Below are 16,051 nucleotides of genomic sequence, written 5' to 3'. Positions count from 1 at the left end.
GTGTTTCAGTCGCCGAGCAGGGTTGTCAAGGCGGGAAAGCGTGCCTTGACAACCCTGGTCGGCGACTAAAGATCGGCTGTGGATCGGGGGCGGGGGAGGTCTGGTTGGGGTAGTCGCTTGCTTTTCGTTGCCGGCTGGCGGTTGTGGTGTGGTCTGGGCGTAGTTGCCGGGTGGCGGTTGTGGTGAGGGTTGCTGCTACTTGGCGATCGTTCGCCAAGCTTCGCTTCGTTTTCCGGCCTCATATACCGAATCCAGGCGCTTCGCGGTCACTCCGCCCAGGCCGTTCGCCAGGCTGGCCGCCAGCACGTCCGCCCCGCCGCCGTCATAGGAATCCGGCGTTCGCCAGTACTCTCCGGCCAGTTTCAGCTTCCGCAGCCTCGCCCGGCGCTTCCGGTACGGCTGGTCCAGCAGCGACTTCCCATCCACGTGCAGCACGTCGAACGGCAGGAACAGCACCGGGGAGCGCTCGGCCAGTCGTTTCACCGATCGGGGCTCCGCCGTCACCCTCGTCTTGAGCGCCTTCCGGCTTGGCCTGCCCTCCTCCAGCACGATCAGCTCCCCGTCCAGCAGGACCTCCGTCGCCCCCAGCGACTCGCCCAGCGTGCGCAACTCCGGGAACAACACGGTGACGTCCTCGCCCGTCCGGTCACGCACCGTGATCCTGCCGCCCTCCACCCGGACCTGCACCCGCTCCCCCTGCCAGCGGAACTCGTACGCCCAGCCGTCCCCGTCCAGTGGCAGCGAACCCGGTCGCGGCTGCATCGGCTTCACGAACTCCGGCAGCTCCTCGCCGCTACCCCTGTCGATCCGGCGCACCAGCCAGTCCCGGGAATCCGCCTTGTGGCTGTTCACGAACAGAAACCGGCCCCGCACCCGGGAACCGTGCATGTCGACCTCGACCTTGTGGTCGTTCCAGTGCAGCACCTCGTACGTGCCACGGTCCCAGATCAACATCTTCCCGCCGCCGTACTCGCCCTTCGGGATCTCGCCCTCGAAAGTCGCGTACTCCAACGGGTGGTCCTCGGTGTGCACCGCCAGCCGGGGCGGTCCGGGGCGCTGCGGCAGCCCCTTCGGCACCGCCCACGAAACCAGCACCCCGTCACGCTCGAAACGCACGTCCCAGTGCAGCCGGCGGGCGTGGTGCTCCTGGATCACGAACACGTCGTCGTCACCCTTCGGCACCACCCGGTCGGGCATCGGTTCCGGCGTCCGCTGCGGATCGCGTTTCCGCCGGTACTCGCTGAGATCGGGCACGTCGCGAGGTTACCCCCGTCACCCGCCGGTGTTTACCGATTCCCGACAACGGGGATCAACTCGTGGTGAGCGAAACCAACATCTTCGTGCTGGGACTCGACGACGCGAACCTGCGTACCCTGCGACGCGTGCCGGGGGCGGAGAACTACCGCTACCACCAGCTCCTCACGCAGGCGGACGTGCAGGAGGGCGAGATCCCCATCGCCGACCTGATCGACAGAGCCGTGACCGAACTCGAGGCCTTCGACGGCGAAATCGGCGCCGTGGTGGGCTACTGGGACTTCCCGGTGACCACGATGGTCCCGATCCTCGGCCGCCGCTTCGGCCTGCCCACCCCGAACCTCGAAGGCGTGCTCAAGTGCGAGCACAAGTACTGGAGCCGCCTCGAACAGCAGAAGGCTACCGACGCGATCCCGAAGTTCGCGCTGGTCGACCTCGACGGCGACCCCAAGCCGCCGGAGGGCCTGTCGTTCCCGATGTGGCTCAAGCCGGTCAAGTCGTTCTCCTCCGAACTGGCCTTCCACGTCAAGGACGAGGACGACTTCACCGAGGCCGTCGAGGAGATCCGCGCCGGCATCGGGCGCGTCGGCAAACCCTTCCAGTACATCCTGGACCAGGTGACCGGCGTCGACATCCCGCCGGAGATCGCCGACGCCGGAGCGCTCGCCGCGCTCGCCGAAGAGGAGATGACCGGGCAGCAGGCCGCCACCGAGGGCTACGTCCACGACGGCGAGGTCGTCGTCTACGGCGCGCTGGACTCGCTGAACTACCCGGACAGCTCGTCGTTCCTGCGCCACCAGTACCCCTCGCAGCTGCCCGAGCCGATCGTGGAGAAGATGCTCGACGTCTCCAAGAAGGTCATCGAGCAGATCGGCCTGAACAACTCGACGTTCTCCATCGAGTTCTTCTGCCAGCCCGAAACCGGCGACGTGAAACTGCTGGAGATCAACCCGCGGCACTCGCAGTCGCACGCGGAGATCTTCGAAGACGTCGACGGCGTGCCCGACCACTACAACATGATCGAGCTCGGCCTCGGCCGCCGCCCGAACATGCCGCACGACAAGGGCAAGTACAAGATCGCGGCCAAGTGGTACCACCGCCGCTTCGAAGACGGCGTCGTCAAGCGGATCCCTACCGAGGAGGAGATCCAGCAGCTGCAGCGGGACATCCCGGGCGTCGAGGTCGACATCGTGCCTGCTGAGGGCCAGCGCCTGTCCGAAATGGACGCCCAGGACAGCTACAGCTTCGAACTCGCCTTCGTCTACGTCGGCGCGGACAGCGAAGCCGAGCTGAAGGACAAGTACCAGCGCACCATCGACTCGCTGAAGTTCGAGTTCGAGGAGGTTTGATCGGATATGCGGGAGGTCCGCTCCCTGCCGTACGAGATCACTCAGGAAGAGCACGTCTGGATACCGGTGTCGGACGGCACGAGACTGGCCGCGAAGATCTGGCGGCCGGTGTCGGCCGACGACGAACCGGTCCCCGGGATCCTCGAGTACATCCCGTACCGCAAGCGGGACCTGACCGCCGTCCGGGACTCCGTCCACCACCCGTACCTCGCCGGCCACGGCTACGCCTGCGTGCGCGTGGACCTGCGGGGCACGGGTGAGTCGGAGGGCGTCCTGGCCGACGAGTACCTCGAACAGGAGCAACAGGACGCCGAGGACGTGCTGGCCTGGATCGCCGATCAGCCGTGGTGCGACGGCCGCACCGGCATGATGGGCATCTCCTGGGGCGGCTTCGCCGCGCTCCAGGTGGCCGCGCGGAAACCGCCCAGCCTGCGTGCCATCGTCATCTCGTCGTTCACCGACGACCGCTACTCCGACGACTTCCACTACATGGGCGGCTGCATGCTGTCGGACAACCTCGGCGAGGCCGGGACGATGTTCGCCTACAGCACCCTGCCGCCCGACCCGGCACTGGTCGGCGAGCGCTGGCGCGACATGTGGCTGGAACGCGCGGAGGGCGTCGGCCCGTGGGTGGACACCTGGCTGGAACACCAGCGCCGCGACGAGTACTGGTGCCACGCCTCGGTGTGCGAGAACTACAGCGACGTGCAGGTGCCGGTGCTCGCCTCCAGCGGATGGGCCGACGGCTACTCCAACGCCGTGACCCGCCTGCTGGCCAACCTGTCCGTGCCGCGCAAGGGCTTGATCGGGCCGTGGTCGCACAAGTACCCGCACCTCGGCCAGCCCGGCCCCGCCATCGGGTACCTGCAGGAGGTCGTGAAGTGGTGGGACCACTGGCTCAAGGACCGCGACAACGGCGCTATGGACGGGCCGATGCTGCTGACCTGGATGCAGGACAGCGTGCCGCCGTCGACGTCCTACGAGGAGCGCCCCGGCCGCTGGGTCGGTGAGCCGCAGTGGCCCTCGCCGCACATCGACTGGCGCACCTACCCGCTGGCGCAGCACCGCATCGCGCGCCCGGACGAGGAGGTGCCGGAGAGTGCGCTGCACGTCGAGTCGCCGCTGTCGGTGGGGCAGTTCGCCGGCAAGTGGGCCTCCTACAACGCCCCGCCGGACCTGCCCTACGACCAGCGCGAGGAGGACGGCGGCTCGCTGGTGTTCGACGGCGACGAGCTGACCGAGACGTGCGAGGTGCTCGGCGCGCCGAAGGTGCGGCTGGAACTGTCGGTGGACAAACCGGTCGCGATGGTCGCGGCGCGGCTGTCCGACGTGCACCCCGACGGGCGGGCCACCCGCATCACCTACGGCCTGCTGAACCTGACCCACCGCGACAGCAACCACGAGCCGCGGCCGCTGGAGCCGGGCAAGCGCTACCAGGTGGAGCTGGAACTCAACGGTGTCGCGCAGGCATTCCCGCCCGGCCACCGCATCCGGCTCGCACTGTCCACTTCGTACTGGCCGCTGGCGTGGCCGGCCCCGGAACCGGCGCGGCTCACCGTCCACACGCCGGGCAGCTCCCTGACGTTGCCGGTTCGGCCGATCCGCGAGTCGGACGAGGTGACCGGGGCGGTGTTCGGTGAGCCCGAGGGATCGCCGCCGATGACCACGACCGTGCTGCAGCCGGGCGAGCAGCGCTGGACGGTGTCCCGTGACCTGGTGGAATACCGCTCGGCGCTGGAGATCGTGAAGGACTCGGGCACGGTGCGCCTGGACGACCACGACCTGGAGATCTCCCGGCGCGCCTACGAGCGCTACAGCTCGGTGGCCGACGACTTCGCCTCGGTGCGCGGGGAGACGAAGTGGAGCATGACGTTCGCGCGCGGCGACTGGGAAGCACGCACCGAGACGCACACCGTGTTGTCGTGCACGCCGGAGGAGTTCGTGCTGCACGCCACGCTGGACGGCTACGAGGGCGCGAACCGGGTGTTCTCCCGCAACTGGCACCGCAGGTTCCCCCGCGACCTGGTCTAGTTTCGCGCCGGAGGAGCAAGGGTAACCGGAACCGGTGATCGGGAAGACGAGCCTGCACGCCAAACTGCTGATCGCCGAGATGCTCCTGACCGGGCGCAAACGCACGTTCACCGACGTGGACGCGCTGCACAAGAGCATGGGGCCGCGGCAGCAGCGGGAAAACGCGCTGCCGCCCCCCGCGGTGCGCAAGCAGGTCGACGTCGACCGGGCCGAGGTGCACGGTCACCCGGTGTACACGTTGCGCCCGCGGGCGAACGCCACCAGCCGGCACGTCCTGTACTTCCACGGCGGCGCGTACGTGCACCAGATCCAGGGTGACCACTGGAAGTTCTTCGCCCGGCTGATCGCCAGGACCGGCTGCGCGGTCACCGCGCCGCTGTACCCGCTGGCGCCGGGCAGCCACTACGACGACACGCTGTCGATGATCCACGCCACCTACAAGGAGGTGCTGGGCGACGTCGACCCGCGCGACCAGGTCCTGATGGGCGACTCGGCGGGCGGTGGCCTGTCGCTGGTGCTGGCGCGGGCGCTGCGCGACGAGGGCAGGCCGCAGCCCAAGGAGGTGGTGATGCTGTCGCCGTGGCTGGACATCACGATGACCGACCCTGCGCTGCCCGAGTACGACCGGCACGACCCGTACCTGGGCGTCACCGGCCTGCGGGAGGCCGGGCGGCTGTACGCCGGTGGCCTGGACCCGGCGAACGAGCTGGTCAGCCCCATCAACGGGGATCTGCGCGGGCTGGGCGCGCTGAGCTGCTTCATCGGCACGCGCGACGTGCTGCTGGCCGACGCGCGCAACCTCTACGACAAGGCGAAGGAACAGGGTGTGCCGCTGGAGTACTGGGAGTACGGCGGCATGTTCCACGCGTGGATGATCGCGAACATCCCGGAGGCGAAGCACGCGCTGGACCGGATCGCGGAGCTGGTGACCCGATGAACGGACTGCCCACTGCCTCGGTGGCGGAGACGGCGAAGGTGTTCGCCGGCGTGGTCGGACCCACGCTCGCGGGCGGGGTGATCAAGCGGCGGCCGCGGGTCATGACCCTGCTGGAGAAGATGCAGGCCGACGCCTCCGCGGTGCAGACGCTGCAGAAGCTGCGGGCCCGCCACGGTGACGGCCTGCTGCGGCTGGCGGTGCCCGGCCGATCGTTCGCGCTGGTGCTCTCCCCCGAGGACGTCGGCCGGGTGCTGGCGGAGTCGCCGGAGCCGTTCACCCCGGCGAACCTGGAGAAGAAGAAGGCGCTGTCGCAGTTCCAGCCGCACGGGGTGCTGATCTCCGAGGGGCCGGAACGCGACCGCCGCCGGGCGTGGACCGAGCGCGCGCTGGAGACGAGCCGCCCCATCCACCACCTGGCGCCGTCGGTGCAGGCCAAGGTCGCGGACGAGTTCGCGGCGCTGGGCCCGGGTCCGCTCGACTGGGACACGTTCGCGCCGGTGTGGTGGCGGATGGTGCGCCGGGTGGTGTTCGGCGACCACGCCCGCGACGACCAGACGACGACGGACCTGCTGGAGCGGTTGCGGTTGGCGGCGAACTGGTCGTACCTGCTGCCGCGGCGGCGCAGGCTGCGGGAGGAGTTCCTCGGCCGGGTGCGTGCGCTGCTCGCCCGTGCGCCGGAGGACAGCCTGGCCGGCGGGCTCGCGGCGGACGACGAGGTGGCCAGCCAGATCGGGCACTGGCTGTTCGCGTTCGACGCCGCCGGAATGGTCACCTTCCGCACCCTGGCGCTGCTGGCCACGCATCCCGCCCAGCGGCAGAAGGCGCGGCAGGACCTCGCGTCCGGCGCCGAGCTGGGTTACCTGCGCGCGTGCGTGCTGGACACGGTCCGTCTGTGGCCGACGACGCCGGCGATCCTGCGGGACACGACGAAGGAGCTGGACTGGCACGGCCACCGCGTGCCCGCGGGGACGGGTCTGCTGGTGTTCGCGCCGCTGTTCCACCGGGACGACTCCCGGTTGTCCTACGCGCACAGCTTCGTGCCGGAGATCTGGCTGGACGGGCGAGCGCAGGAGGAGCCGTCGCTGGTGCCGTTCAGCGCGGGGCCGGGTGAGTGCCCGGCGAAGAACCTGGTGCTGTTCACCAGCGCGACGGTCCTGGCCACGATGATCCGGGACCGCGACTACACAGTGGACTCCTCCCCCAAGCCCGGCCCCGGCCGCCCGCTGCCCGCGACGTTCGACAACTTTTCGTTGCGCCTGACCGGGCATCCGTGAGGTTAGGTTCCACCCGTACGGGTACCGCAGTCGCATGACTGCCGCAGAGAAACCCGATCTGATCGCGCTGATCATCTCCGATCACCGCCACATCGAACGCGTCTTCACCGAGCTGGAGGCGGGCGCGGGCACTCCCGAGCACCGCCGGGACCTGGCCGACCACGTCATCGCCGAGCTGGTGCGCCACTCGGTCGCCGAGGAGCAGTTCATGTACCCGGCGGCGCGGAAGTACCTGGAGAACGGCGACGAGCTGGCCGACCACGAGCTGGAGGAGCACGCGGAGGCCGAGGAGGTCATGAAGCAGCTGGAGGACGTGCCGGCGACCGACCCGCGGTTCGACGAGCTGATGCGCCAGTTGATGGACGACATCCGGCACCACATCGAGGACGAGGAGAAGGACCTGCTGCCGAAGCTGCAGTCCGCCTGCTCGCCGGACGAGCTGCGCGACCTGGGTGACAAGGTGGCGAAGGCGAAGAAGATGGCGCCGACCCGCCCGCACCCGGCCGCGCCGGACCGCCCGCCGATGAACCTGATCCTCGACCCCGGGGCCGGTTTCATCGACAAGATCCGCGACGGCCTGAGCAAGCGCAACACCTGACAGCCGAACGAAGAGGCCCCTCACCAACAGGCGAGGGGCCTTGCTTCTGAGCAAGCAACAGCCACCGAAGGCACCCAACGCCCACCAAGACCCTTAAACCCCTCCCTGCCCCTTCGTCCCCGCCATCCCTTGCGGTGCGGTGGGCGGGTCAAGGGTGGGGCGAAGCCCCATCGCGCAGCGACGCCGAAGGCGCCCTTGACGCGCCCACCGCACCGTAAGACGCTGAAAAACGAAGGGCCCGCCCAGCCAAAATCCCCGCCGATGCGAAGCGAGGCGACCCCCAGAGTCACATCACCGACGGCACAGCCTGCAAATCCTTCACCAACGCGGCGAACGCCTCGTCCCGATCCGGAGCCCGCAGCACCGACGACGGATGCACGGTAGGCAGCACCCGCTCCGGCTGCCCGGAGAACTCCTCCGGCGCCGGCAGCAACTCCCCACGATGGGTGGTGACCCGGAACGACGGGCCCATCAGCGATGAAGCCGCGGTCGCCCCCAGCAGGACCACCACCGAGGGCTGCACGGCCTCCAGTTCCGCGACCAGCCAGGGACGGCACGCCACGATCTCCCCGCGTGAGGGCTTCTTGTGGATCCGCTGCTTCCCCCGCTCGGCCCGCACGAACTTGAAGTGCTTGACCGCGTTGGTGACGTACACCTGCGACCGGTCGACCCCGGCCTCCTCCAGCGCCCGGTCCAGCAACCGGCCCGCCGGCCCGACGAACGGCTCCCCCGCGACGTCCTCGCGGTCCCCGGGCTGCTCGCCGAGCATCATGACCTTCGCCGGCGCGGGCCCGTCCCCGAACACGGTCTGGGTGGCGTCTCGGTACAGGTCGCATCCCTGACAGCCGAGCGCCGCCGAGCGGAGCCGGTCCAGCGATCGGCTGTCCGGCACGAACTCGGCGGCGGTCCGCTGCGTCTTGGTGGCCATCAGCTGCCGGGCCGGTCCACGTCACCACGCCACGCGCCGGTCTCCTGACCGCCGCGCTTCTCGATGAACGCCTTGAAGCGCTCCATGTCGCCGTGCACGCGGCGGTCCAGGATGCCGAGCTTGTCGGCGGCCTGCTCGACGAAGCCCTCGGGGTCGATGTCCATCTGCGCGGTCACCCGCGTCTTGTGGTCGTCGAGCCGGTGGAACGTGATGACGCCGGCGTGGCTCGGGCCGGAGTCGGACCGCCAGGCGACCCGCTCGTCGGGGTGCTGCTCGGTGATCGTCGCGTCGAACTCGCGCTTCGCGCCACCGATCTTGGTCACCCAGTGCGTGTGCGTGTCGTCGAGCTGGCGGATCTCCTCGACGCCCTCCATGAACTCAGGGAAGGACTCGAACTGGGTCCACTGGTTGTAGGCGGTGCGGACGTCGACGTTCACGTCAACGGACTCGGTGATCGTGCTCATTTCGGCATGTCTCCTTTCACCCGTGTCACGTTCCGGGTACCTCGAGACTCGCCGGTTACACGTCCTCCGCGGCCGACAAGCGCGCCAGAATCGTTTCAAGGTGGGCACGGGCCTGCGCGGGCGGCTGGCCGGACGCGTGCACGGCCTCCACGAGCCGGTCGGCCAGGTCGCGCAGCTTGACGTTGCTCTGCTGCGACACGCGGATGAGCAGCTCGAAGGCGCCCGCCGAGTCGTGCCCGTACGCGAGCATGATCATGCCCTTGGCCTGCTCGATCGTGGCGCGCGAGGCCATCGCCCGCTGCAGCCCGGCCGCCTCGCCCGCCAGCTCGGACAGCTGCTCGGCCTCGCGGATCCGGGCCGTGGTCAGGTCGACGTAGTACCCGTGCACGCCGACGACCTCGCCGTCCTCCTCCTCGACGTCGCCGACCACGACCACCGCGCGGGTGCTCTCGTCCGCGGCCAGGATGCGCTGCTGCGCGCTGAACGGCTGACCGGTGCGGCGGGCCTCGTCGAACACCTCGGCCAGCTGGCGCCGGTCGGTCGGATGGCCGTGCTTGGTGACCAGGTCCAGCCCCGGTTCGACCGAACCCGGCTGGTAGCCGTACATCAGGTGGATCTCCGAGGACCAGGTCCACTTCGCGGCGCGGATGTCCCAGTGGTACATCCCGACCTGATCGGCGCTCTGGCCTGCGGGCAGGTCGGACAAGGGGTCCGGCTTCCGGGGCGTGGACATGCGTGTACGGCTCCTGCAGTGGAGTTGATCGAACACGGGTGCCACGCTGCTGGACAATCCCAGGGAGCCAGATCATAGCCGGGTGATCATCCGGGGCTACGCTCCGCTGTCCGGAAATCCTCGCGTGCCGCGTTCGTCACGCCGAAGGCTGCAGGAGGATCTTGATCGCGCCGTCCTGCTTCTGCTGGAACATCCGGTAGGCACGCGGCGCGTCCTCCAGCGGCAGCTTGTGGGTGGCGAGGTCCTCGACGCCGAGCGGGTCGGCGTCGTCGCTCACCAGCGGCAGCACGTCGTCGATCCACCGCCGCACGTTCGCCTGGCCCATCCGCAGCTGGATCTGCTTGTCGAACAGGTCCATCATCGGCAGCGGGTCGAGCATGCCGCCGTAGACGCCGGACAGCGAGATCGTGCCGCCGCGGCGCACCGTGGCGATGGCCTGGTGCAGCACCGCGAGCCGGTCCACGCCGCCCTTCTCCATCAGCGGCGCGGCGATCTGGTCCGGCAGCAGCCCCACCATCTGGTGGGTGAGCTTGCCCAGCGGCGCGCCGTGGGCCTCCATGCCCACCGCGTCGATCACCGAGTCCGCGCCGCGGCCGCCGGTCATCTCCCGCACCACGCCCGGCACGTCCTTCACCGCCTTGGCGTCCACCGTGGTGAAGCCGTACCGCTCGGCCAGCGCCAGCCGCTCCGGCACCAGGTCGACGCCGATCACCTTGCCCGCGCCGCGGTGCGCGGCGATGCGGCAGCACATCTGCCCGATCGGGCCGAGCCCGAACACCACCACGCTGCCGCCGTCCGGGATCCCCGCGTATTCGACGGCCTGCCAGGCGGTGGGCACGACGTCGGAGAGGTAGACGAACCGCTCGTCGGAGGGGCCCTCGGGCACCTTGACCGGCCCGTAGTGGGCCTGCGGCACGCGCAGGTACTCGGCCTGGCCGCCGGGCACCTGCCCGTAGAGCTTGGTGTAGCCGAACAGCGCGGCGCCCTTGCCCTTCTCGGTCACCTGGGTGGTCTCGCACTGCGACTGCAGGCCCTGGTCGCACATGAAGCAGTGGCCGCAGGAGATGTTGAACGGCACCACGACGCGGTCGCCCGGCTTGATGTTCGTGACACCGGAGCCGACCTCCTCGACGATGCCCATCGGCTCGTGGCCGAGGATGTCGCCCTCCCCCATGAACGGCCCGAGCACCTCGTACAGGTGCAGGTCGGAGCCGCAGATGCCGGTCGAGGTGATGCGGACGATGGCGTCCGTGGGCTCCTCGATCCGCGGGTCCGGGACCTCGTCGACGCGGACGTCACGCTTGCCGTGCCAGGTAACAGCCTTCATGCCCGTTCGTGTGCCCGCACGACGGGCGGGAAAACATCTAGCCGCCGAGCCAGCCGTGGTCGTGGACGAGTTCGAGGACGACGCGGCGGACCCGCAGGACCTCCTCGGCGGTGAGCGTCGGGACGCCGGTGAGCAGCGCCTCCGTCAGCTCGCCGCGGAAGTCGCGGGTCACGTACGGGTCCTCGCCGTCGTCGTCGCCGGCCTGGCGCACCAGCCGGATGCCCGACGCCTTGAGCCCGCGCTCGCCGTCCTCGACCGTGAACTCCACGACCACGCCGGGGGCGATCAGGCGTTTGTCCACGTCGAGGTCGTTGACGTGCATGAAGACGTCCTCGCCACCCCCCTCCGGCGCCACGAAACCGTACCCGCGCATGTCGTCGAAGCGGACGACCTTGCCCCTTACCACCAGCCACCCTCCCGGCGAAGTATCGCGCCAAAGTACGCCCCTGGCCGCGCCTGCACAACGTGCAAGTGTCACGGAACGGAACTCCGGGTACCCGGACGGGTGGAGCCGGGTCCACTGTGGAGAGGTGACGGGATGAAACTGCTGTACAAACCGCTGAGCCTGGCCGTGAGCGCGCTCGGCGGGGTGCTCGCCGGGATGCTGTTCAAGCAGGCCTGGAAGGCGGCGACCGGCGAGGACGACGCGCCGGAGGCCACGTCGTCCGACTACTCCACCAAGGAGGTGCTCCTCGCGGCGGTGCTGCAGGGAGCGATCTTCGGCGGCGTCAAGGCGGCCGTCGACCGGGCCGGCGCCAAGGCGTACACCAAGGCCACCGGCAAGAAGCTGGACTAGCTCCGCACGGCTCTGCGGGCTGAGTCGCCGAACATGGCGAGTGCCCGCAGGGCCGTGCCGAGTTCCGCGATGTCCGACGGGTCGCTCAATGACCGGCCCAGCACGTCGGTGATCCGCTTCAACCGGTGCCGCACCGTGTTCGGGTGGCAGTAGACCCGCTCGGCGATCTGCTTGGTCGACCCGCCGCAGTCGAACCAGGCGCGCAGCGTCAGCAGCAGCACGTTGCTCTCCTCGCCGGGCAGCTCCAGGATCGGCCGCAGCACCTGGCCGGCCAGCTGCGCCGACGCCTCCGGGTCGCTCGCCACCAGCCCGGCCAGCGGCGACTCGTGGAACCGCGCCACGTCCTTCGTCCCCGCGGGCAGGCTGGACAACGCGACCCGCGCCAGGTGCAGGGCACGCGCGGTGTCGCCGAGGCCGGTGAACACCGGGCTCATCCCGACCCGGCCGCGCGGGTTCTCCCGCAGCAGCTCCAGCACCTGGTCCGGATCGCGCACCGACACGACCCCGATCTGCAGCTCCGGCGTGAGCCGCCACGCCGACGCGTGGTGCCGCTCCCGCAGCCGGACCTCGATCAGCGGCAGCGCTTCCTGACCAAGCCCGGGGGTTTCCGCGGCGACGACGACGAACGAGCCCTCCAGCGGCAGGTCGAGCATCCGCGCGATGTCCCACAGCGTGCCCTCGGTCGTGCTGCCGCCGGTGAACAGGGCCTCGACGAGCGCCAGCCTGCGGTTCTGCCTGGTGCGGCTGATCTCGGCGACCGTCGCACGGTAGGTCGAGGTGAGCTCCTCGATGTAGTCGTCCATCAGGTCCCAGATGGCGGTGGTCGCCGAGACCAGGGTCGCGACGTCCTGCGCGGGCGCGGTCAGCTCGACGAAGCACTGCCACACCTCGGTGAACCCGATGCGGAACGCGCGCAGCATCTCCGGCAACGGCGCCCCCGCCAGCGCGCGCTCGCGCCCGGTCGCCCGCGCCTTGGACAGGTCGGGCGCGCCGGGCTCGGCCAGTGCGCGGACGAGGAACTGCAAGTTGTCCCGGCACGAGGCGAACAGGTCGGCGTGCGAGACGAACCGCTCCTCGCGGTAGACGGCCATCTCCTCGACGATCTGCTCGTAGGTCGCCTTGGTCATCTCCGGCAACCGCGTCAGTGCCCGGCCGGCCAGACCGGCCACCGCGGGTTCGGCGCCCGTGTACCTCATGAGATGTCCGTCCTCCCCGTCGAGGGCTCGCGAGTGGACATCTAACACGAAAGTGTCCAACGTTGCGCATTGGCATGACAGAGCCCCGCAACCGCGGCGGGTTGCGGGGCTCTGGTGCCGCAAGTGCGGTTCACATCTGGCTGGCCGCGGACTTCACCGCCTCCCGGATGCGGGAGTAGGTGCCGCAGCGGCAGATGTTGCGGATCTCCTCGAAGTCGGAGTCGCTGATCTCCCGTCCCTCGGCGCGGGCCTGCTTGACCTTGGCGATGGCCGCCATGATCTGGCCGGGCTGGCAGTAGCCGCACTGCGCGACGTCCCGGTCGATCCAGGCCTGCTGCATCGGGTGCAGCTCACCGGTGGCCGGGTCGGCCAGGCCTTCGATCGTGGTGATCTCGTCGTCCGGGCCGATCGCCGACACCGGCACCGAGCACGGGTTGAACGCCTTGCCGTTGATGTGACTCGTGCACGCCTTGCACACGTTGATGCCGCAGCCGTACTTCGGACCGGTGATGCCGAGCAGGTCGCGCAGCACCCAGAGCAACCGGACCTTGTCGTCGGCGTCGACCGTGACCCGCGTGCCGTTGACCAGGAATGTGTGTTGGGACAACGAAGGCTCCTCAGAACGTGTAGGCCAGGCCGTCGACCGGCGATTCGGGCACCGGCGGCACCTTCGGCTTCGGCTCGAAGCTCAGCGTGCCGTGGTTGATCGGGAAGCGGGTCGGCATCTTCCCCACCGCGCGGCCGTAGGCGCAGGCGGCCGCGGCGAACGAGCTGGCGACGGCGAGCTCCCCGGCGCCACCGGGCTCGCCGGTGGTCGCGGGCATGACCACGACCTCCATCTCCGGCGGCGTGTTCCACTGCCGGGTGTAGAAGTAGTTGTCCCAGCTCGCTTCCAGCGGCAGGCCGTTGTCGATGTGCAGGCTGGAGGTGAGCGCCATCGCGATGCCGTCGTTGACGCAGCCGATGGTCTGCGCCTCCAGGCCCTTCGGGTTGATCGGCAGTCCGGCGTCCACGACCGCGACGGCCTTGGTGACGCGCGGGCCGGCGACCCCGTTGCGGATCTTGCGGTTGACCGTCTCCGGGCGGCAGTCGATCTCCATCAGGACCGCGCTGACGCTCTTGTACTCGTAGTGCAGCGCGATGCCCTGCGCGGTGCCTGCGGGCATCTTGCGGCCCCAGTTGCCGACCTCGGCGGCCTTGTCGAGGACCTTGCGGATGCGGTCGTCCTTGAGGAAGTTCCGCCGGAACGTCAGCGGGTCCTGCCCCATCTTCGCGGCCAGCTGGTCGACGATCAGCTCGCGCGCGCAGACCACGTTGGGCGAGTAGACGTTGCGCATGCTGGAGGTGTGGAACTTCAGCGGCACCTCGTTGAGCAGTTGCGTGGCGGCGCCGAAGTTGTACGGCATCTGCGTGGACAGCATGAACACCGTCTGGGAGAACCCGATGTCGCCGACCGGGAGCTTCGCGGCGACGGCGGTGAGGATCTCGCCGAGGCCGTGGCCGAAGTCGGTGGTGACGCTGGTGTGCCGCTGCTCGTAGCTGACGACGTTGCCGAGCGCGTGGTTGACCCGGACGCGGGAGATGCACATCGGGTGCGTGCGGCCGTGGCGGGCGTCGTCGGCGCGGTGCCACATGAGCTTGACCGGCTTGCCCATCTTCTTCGAGATCTCCGCCGCTTCGAGCGCGGCATCGCCGAACAGCTTGCGGCCGAAGGAACCGCCGCCGGTGACGACGTGCACCTTGACCGCCGGGATCGGCAGGCCGAGCTTGAGCGCGATCTGCTCCTGCGTGGTGATCGGCGACTTGAGACCCGACCAGATCTCGGCGCGGTCGGCGCGCACGTCGGCGATGGCGCAGTTGGTCTCCAACGCGCTGTTGCTGGCGAAGGCGAACACGAACTCGGCGTCGATCGACTGGGTAAGCACCGGCGGCACGGTCATCGGCAGCGCCGCGGCACGCAGCTTCCGCTCGACCGAGGCGTCGGTCTCACCGTCCACTGTGCCCGGTCCCCAGTCCACCTTCAGCGCCCGGATCGCGTCGATGCACTGGCCGAAGGTCTCGGCCCGCACGGCGACACCGGTGGAGACGGTGGCGACGTCGGTGACGCCCGGCATCGCCTTCACCTCCGCCAGATTGCGGACGGCCTTGACCGTGCCGTTGATCGTCGGCGGGCGGCAGACCATCGTCGGCTTGGCGTTCGGGACCTGGAGGTCCATCGTGAACTGCTTGCGCCCGGTGACCGCCTCGAGCGCGTCGATGCGGCCGGTGGGCTTGCCGATGATGCGGAACTCGGAGGTCTTCTTCAGCGTCGCGCTGGTCTCCGCGGTGCGGGCGCTGGCGGCGGCCTCGGCGAGCGAGCCGTAGGTCGCGGTGCGGCCGGTGGCGCTGCGGATGACGCCGTCGCGGGTGGTGAGCGTGGCGGCGTCGACCTTCCACTGCTCGGCGGCGGTGGCCAGCAGGCGGGCGCGCGCGATGGCGGCCGCGGTGCGGACCGGGGTGTAGAGCGAGCGCACCGAGTTGGAGCCGCCGGTGAGCTGGTTGAAGACCAGCTCGGGGCGGGCGTCGGCGAGGTTGACCCCCACCTTGCTCAGCGGCAGGTCCATCTCCTCGGCGATGAGCATCGCGATGGTGGTGGTGATGCCCTGGCCGACCTCGGCGCGCGGCACCGCGAAGGAGACCGTGCCGTCGCGGTTGAGCTGGATCGCGATGAGGTTGGAGGTCGGCATCGCGGCGAGCGTCAGCGCGTCGCCGAGGTCCAGGATGTCGGCGGCGCCGGGGAGGGTGGGGATCGCGGCTTCGGCCGGGGCCGGGGACGCCAGATCACCACCGAGCTTCGCCGCCACCGCGAGGGTGGGCGCCGCGAGGAGGTAGCCGAGGAACCGGCGCCGTTCCAGGGACGGAGCACCGTCCCCGGGCGCGGGCGATCGCCGTTGATGCGCCATCGAGAGTGTCCTTCCGAGATCCACGTTGATCGCGGTCACGATAGGAATCGGGTTCGGCGGTGGTCAACGATCCGTAGCCGTGCCGGGGCATCTCTGTGACGGGGTGACAGTCTCGTGCCACACAACTGTGACGCGGACACAGCCGAACGTCGTATCTGGTTGGGCCGGACGGCGCACTGATCGCGACAGTCGATCAATCGGGGCGGCTGGCAGGTTGATGCC

General features: G+C 69.6%; 15 protein-coding genes. 6 read left to right on the top strand and 9 right to left on the bottom strand.

Going from position 1 to position 16,051, the window contains the following annotated elements; all coding sequences use genetic code 11:
- Positions 1-195 precede the first annotated feature (195 nt).
- Entirely contained in the window at positions 196-1,254 is a 1,059-nt protein-coding gene (locus ABZ193_RS23095) for a DNA polymerase ligase N-terminal domain-containing protein (protein ID WP_354711410.1), read from the bottom strand.
- A 65-nt stretch (positions 1,255-1,319) separates the two neighbouring features.
- On the opposite strand from ABZ193_RS23095, the gene ABZ193_RS23090 reads away from it, so the two are divergent.
- Genes ABZ193_RS23090 through ABZ193_RS23070 form a run of 5 tightly spaced genes read left to right on the top strand, consistent with a single transcriptional unit; the run spans position 1,320 to position 7,443 of the window.
- On the top strand, positions 1,320-2,603 hold the full coding sequence (locus ABZ193_RS23090; protein WP_237337287.1) for an ATP-grasp domain-containing protein: 1,284 nt from the start codon (positions 1,320-1,322) through the stop codon (positions 2,601-2,603).
- 6 nt (positions 2,604-2,609) lie between these two features.
- Positions 2,610-4,634, top strand: coding sequence for a CocE/NonD family hydrolase (locus tag ABZ193_RS23085; protein WP_354711408.1), 2,025 nt, complete (start codon positions 2,610-2,612; stop codon positions 4,632-4,634).
- Between the two features lie 34 nt (positions 4,635-4,668).
- Complete coding sequence (locus tag ABZ193_RS23080; RefSeq protein WP_237337285.1) at positions 4,669-5,571, top strand: alpha/beta hydrolase; 903 nt, start codon at positions 4,669-4,671, stop codon at positions 5,569-5,571.
- Entirely contained in the window at positions 5,568-6,845 is a 1,278-nt protein-coding gene (locus ABZ193_RS23075; protein ID WP_354711406.1) for a cytochrome P450, read from the top strand. The genes ABZ193_RS23080 and ABZ193_RS23075 overlap by 4 nt, the downstream gene beginning before the upstream one ends.
- Before the next feature lie 34 nt (positions 6,846-6,879).
- A complete protein-coding gene (locus ABZ193_RS23070) occupies positions 6,880-7,443 on the top strand; it encodes a hemerythrin domain-containing protein (protein ID WP_020421021.1) in 564 nt (187 codons plus the stop codon).
- 286 nt (positions 7,444-7,729) lie between these two features.
- On the opposite strand, the gene ABZ193_RS23065 is transcribed toward ABZ193_RS23070, so the two are convergent.
- The 5 genes from ABZ193_RS23065 to ABZ193_RS23045 form a co-directional block, all read right to left on the bottom strand.
- Positions 7,730-8,371 carry a UdgX family uracil-DNA binding protein gene (locus tag ABZ193_RS23065; RefSeq protein WP_354711405.1) on the bottom strand — a complete coding sequence of 214 codons (642 nt, stop codon included), beginning with the start codon at positions 8,369-8,371 and terminating at the stop codon, positions 7,730-7,732.
- The gene (locus tag ABZ193_RS23060; RefSeq protein ID WP_020421023.1) at positions 8,371-8,835 is read right to left on the bottom strand and encodes an SRPBCC family protein; all 465 of its coding nucleotides are present in this window, start codon (positions 8,833-8,835) and stop codon (positions 8,371-8,373) included. The genes ABZ193_RS23065 and ABZ193_RS23060 overlap by 1 nt, the downstream gene beginning before the upstream one ends.
- Before the next feature lie 55 nt (positions 8,836-8,890).
- A complete protein-coding gene (locus tag ABZ193_RS23055) occupies positions 8,891-9,568 on the bottom strand; it encodes a PAS and ANTAR domain-containing protein (RefSeq protein WP_020421024.1) in 678 nt (225 codons plus the stop codon).
- Positions 9,569-9,704: 136 nt separating this feature from the next.
- Positions 9,705-10,895 carry a zinc-dependent alcohol dehydrogenase gene (locus ABZ193_RS23050; RefSeq protein ID WP_020421025.1) on the bottom strand — a complete coding sequence of 397 codons (1,191 nt, stop codon included), beginning with the start codon at positions 10,893-10,895 and terminating at the stop codon, positions 9,705-9,707.
- Between the two features lie 37 nt (positions 10,896-10,932).
- Positions 10,933-11,301 (bottom strand): cold shock domain-containing protein, encoded by a 369-nt coding sequence (locus ABZ193_RS23045; protein ID WP_020421026.1) that lies wholly within the window; start codon positions 11,299-11,301, stop codon positions 10,933-10,935.
- Between the two features lie 132 nt (positions 11,302-11,433).
- Between ABZ193_RS23045 and ABZ193_RS23040 the strand changes: the two genes are divergently transcribed.
- The gene (locus ABZ193_RS23040) at positions 11,434-11,691 is read left to right on the top strand and encodes a DUF4235 domain-containing protein (protein WP_020421027.1); all 258 of its coding nucleotides are present in this window, start codon (positions 11,434-11,436) and stop codon (positions 11,689-11,691) included.
- Here the strand turns inward: ABZ193_RS23040 and ABZ193_RS23035 are convergent.
- The 3 genes from ABZ193_RS23035 to ABZ193_RS23025 form a co-directional block, all read right to left on the bottom strand.
- A complete protein-coding gene (locus tag ABZ193_RS23035; RefSeq protein WP_237337280.1) occupies positions 11,688-12,887 on the bottom strand; it encodes a helix-turn-helix domain-containing protein in 1,200 nt (399 codons plus the stop codon). The two genes, ABZ193_RS23040 and ABZ193_RS23035, sit on opposite strands and share 4 nt — an antisense overlap.
- Before the next feature lie 130 nt (positions 12,888-13,017).
- Positions 13,018-13,494, bottom strand: coding sequence for a (2Fe-2S)-binding protein (locus ABZ193_RS23030; RefSeq protein ID WP_020421029.1), 477 nt, complete (start codon positions 13,492-13,494; stop codon positions 13,018-13,020).
- Between the two features lie 10 nt (positions 13,495-13,504).
- Positions 13,505-15,829: a molybdopterin cofactor-binding domain-containing protein gene (locus ABZ193_RS23025; RefSeq protein ID WP_237337279.1), complete on the bottom strand. Its 2,325-nt coding sequence runs from the start codon at positions 15,827-15,829 to the stop codon at positions 13,505-13,507.
- Between the last annotated feature and the right edge of the window lie 222 nt (positions 15,830-16,051).

This window comes from Amycolatopsis sp. NPDC006125, assembly GCF_040614195.1.
GTDB lineage: Bacteria > Actinomycetota > Actinomycetes > Mycobacteriales > Pseudonocardiaceae > Amycolatopsis_E > Amycolatopsis_E tucumanensis.
Note: the sequence above shows the minus strand (reverse complement) of the source record. Positions and strands in the feature narration are given on the sequence as shown.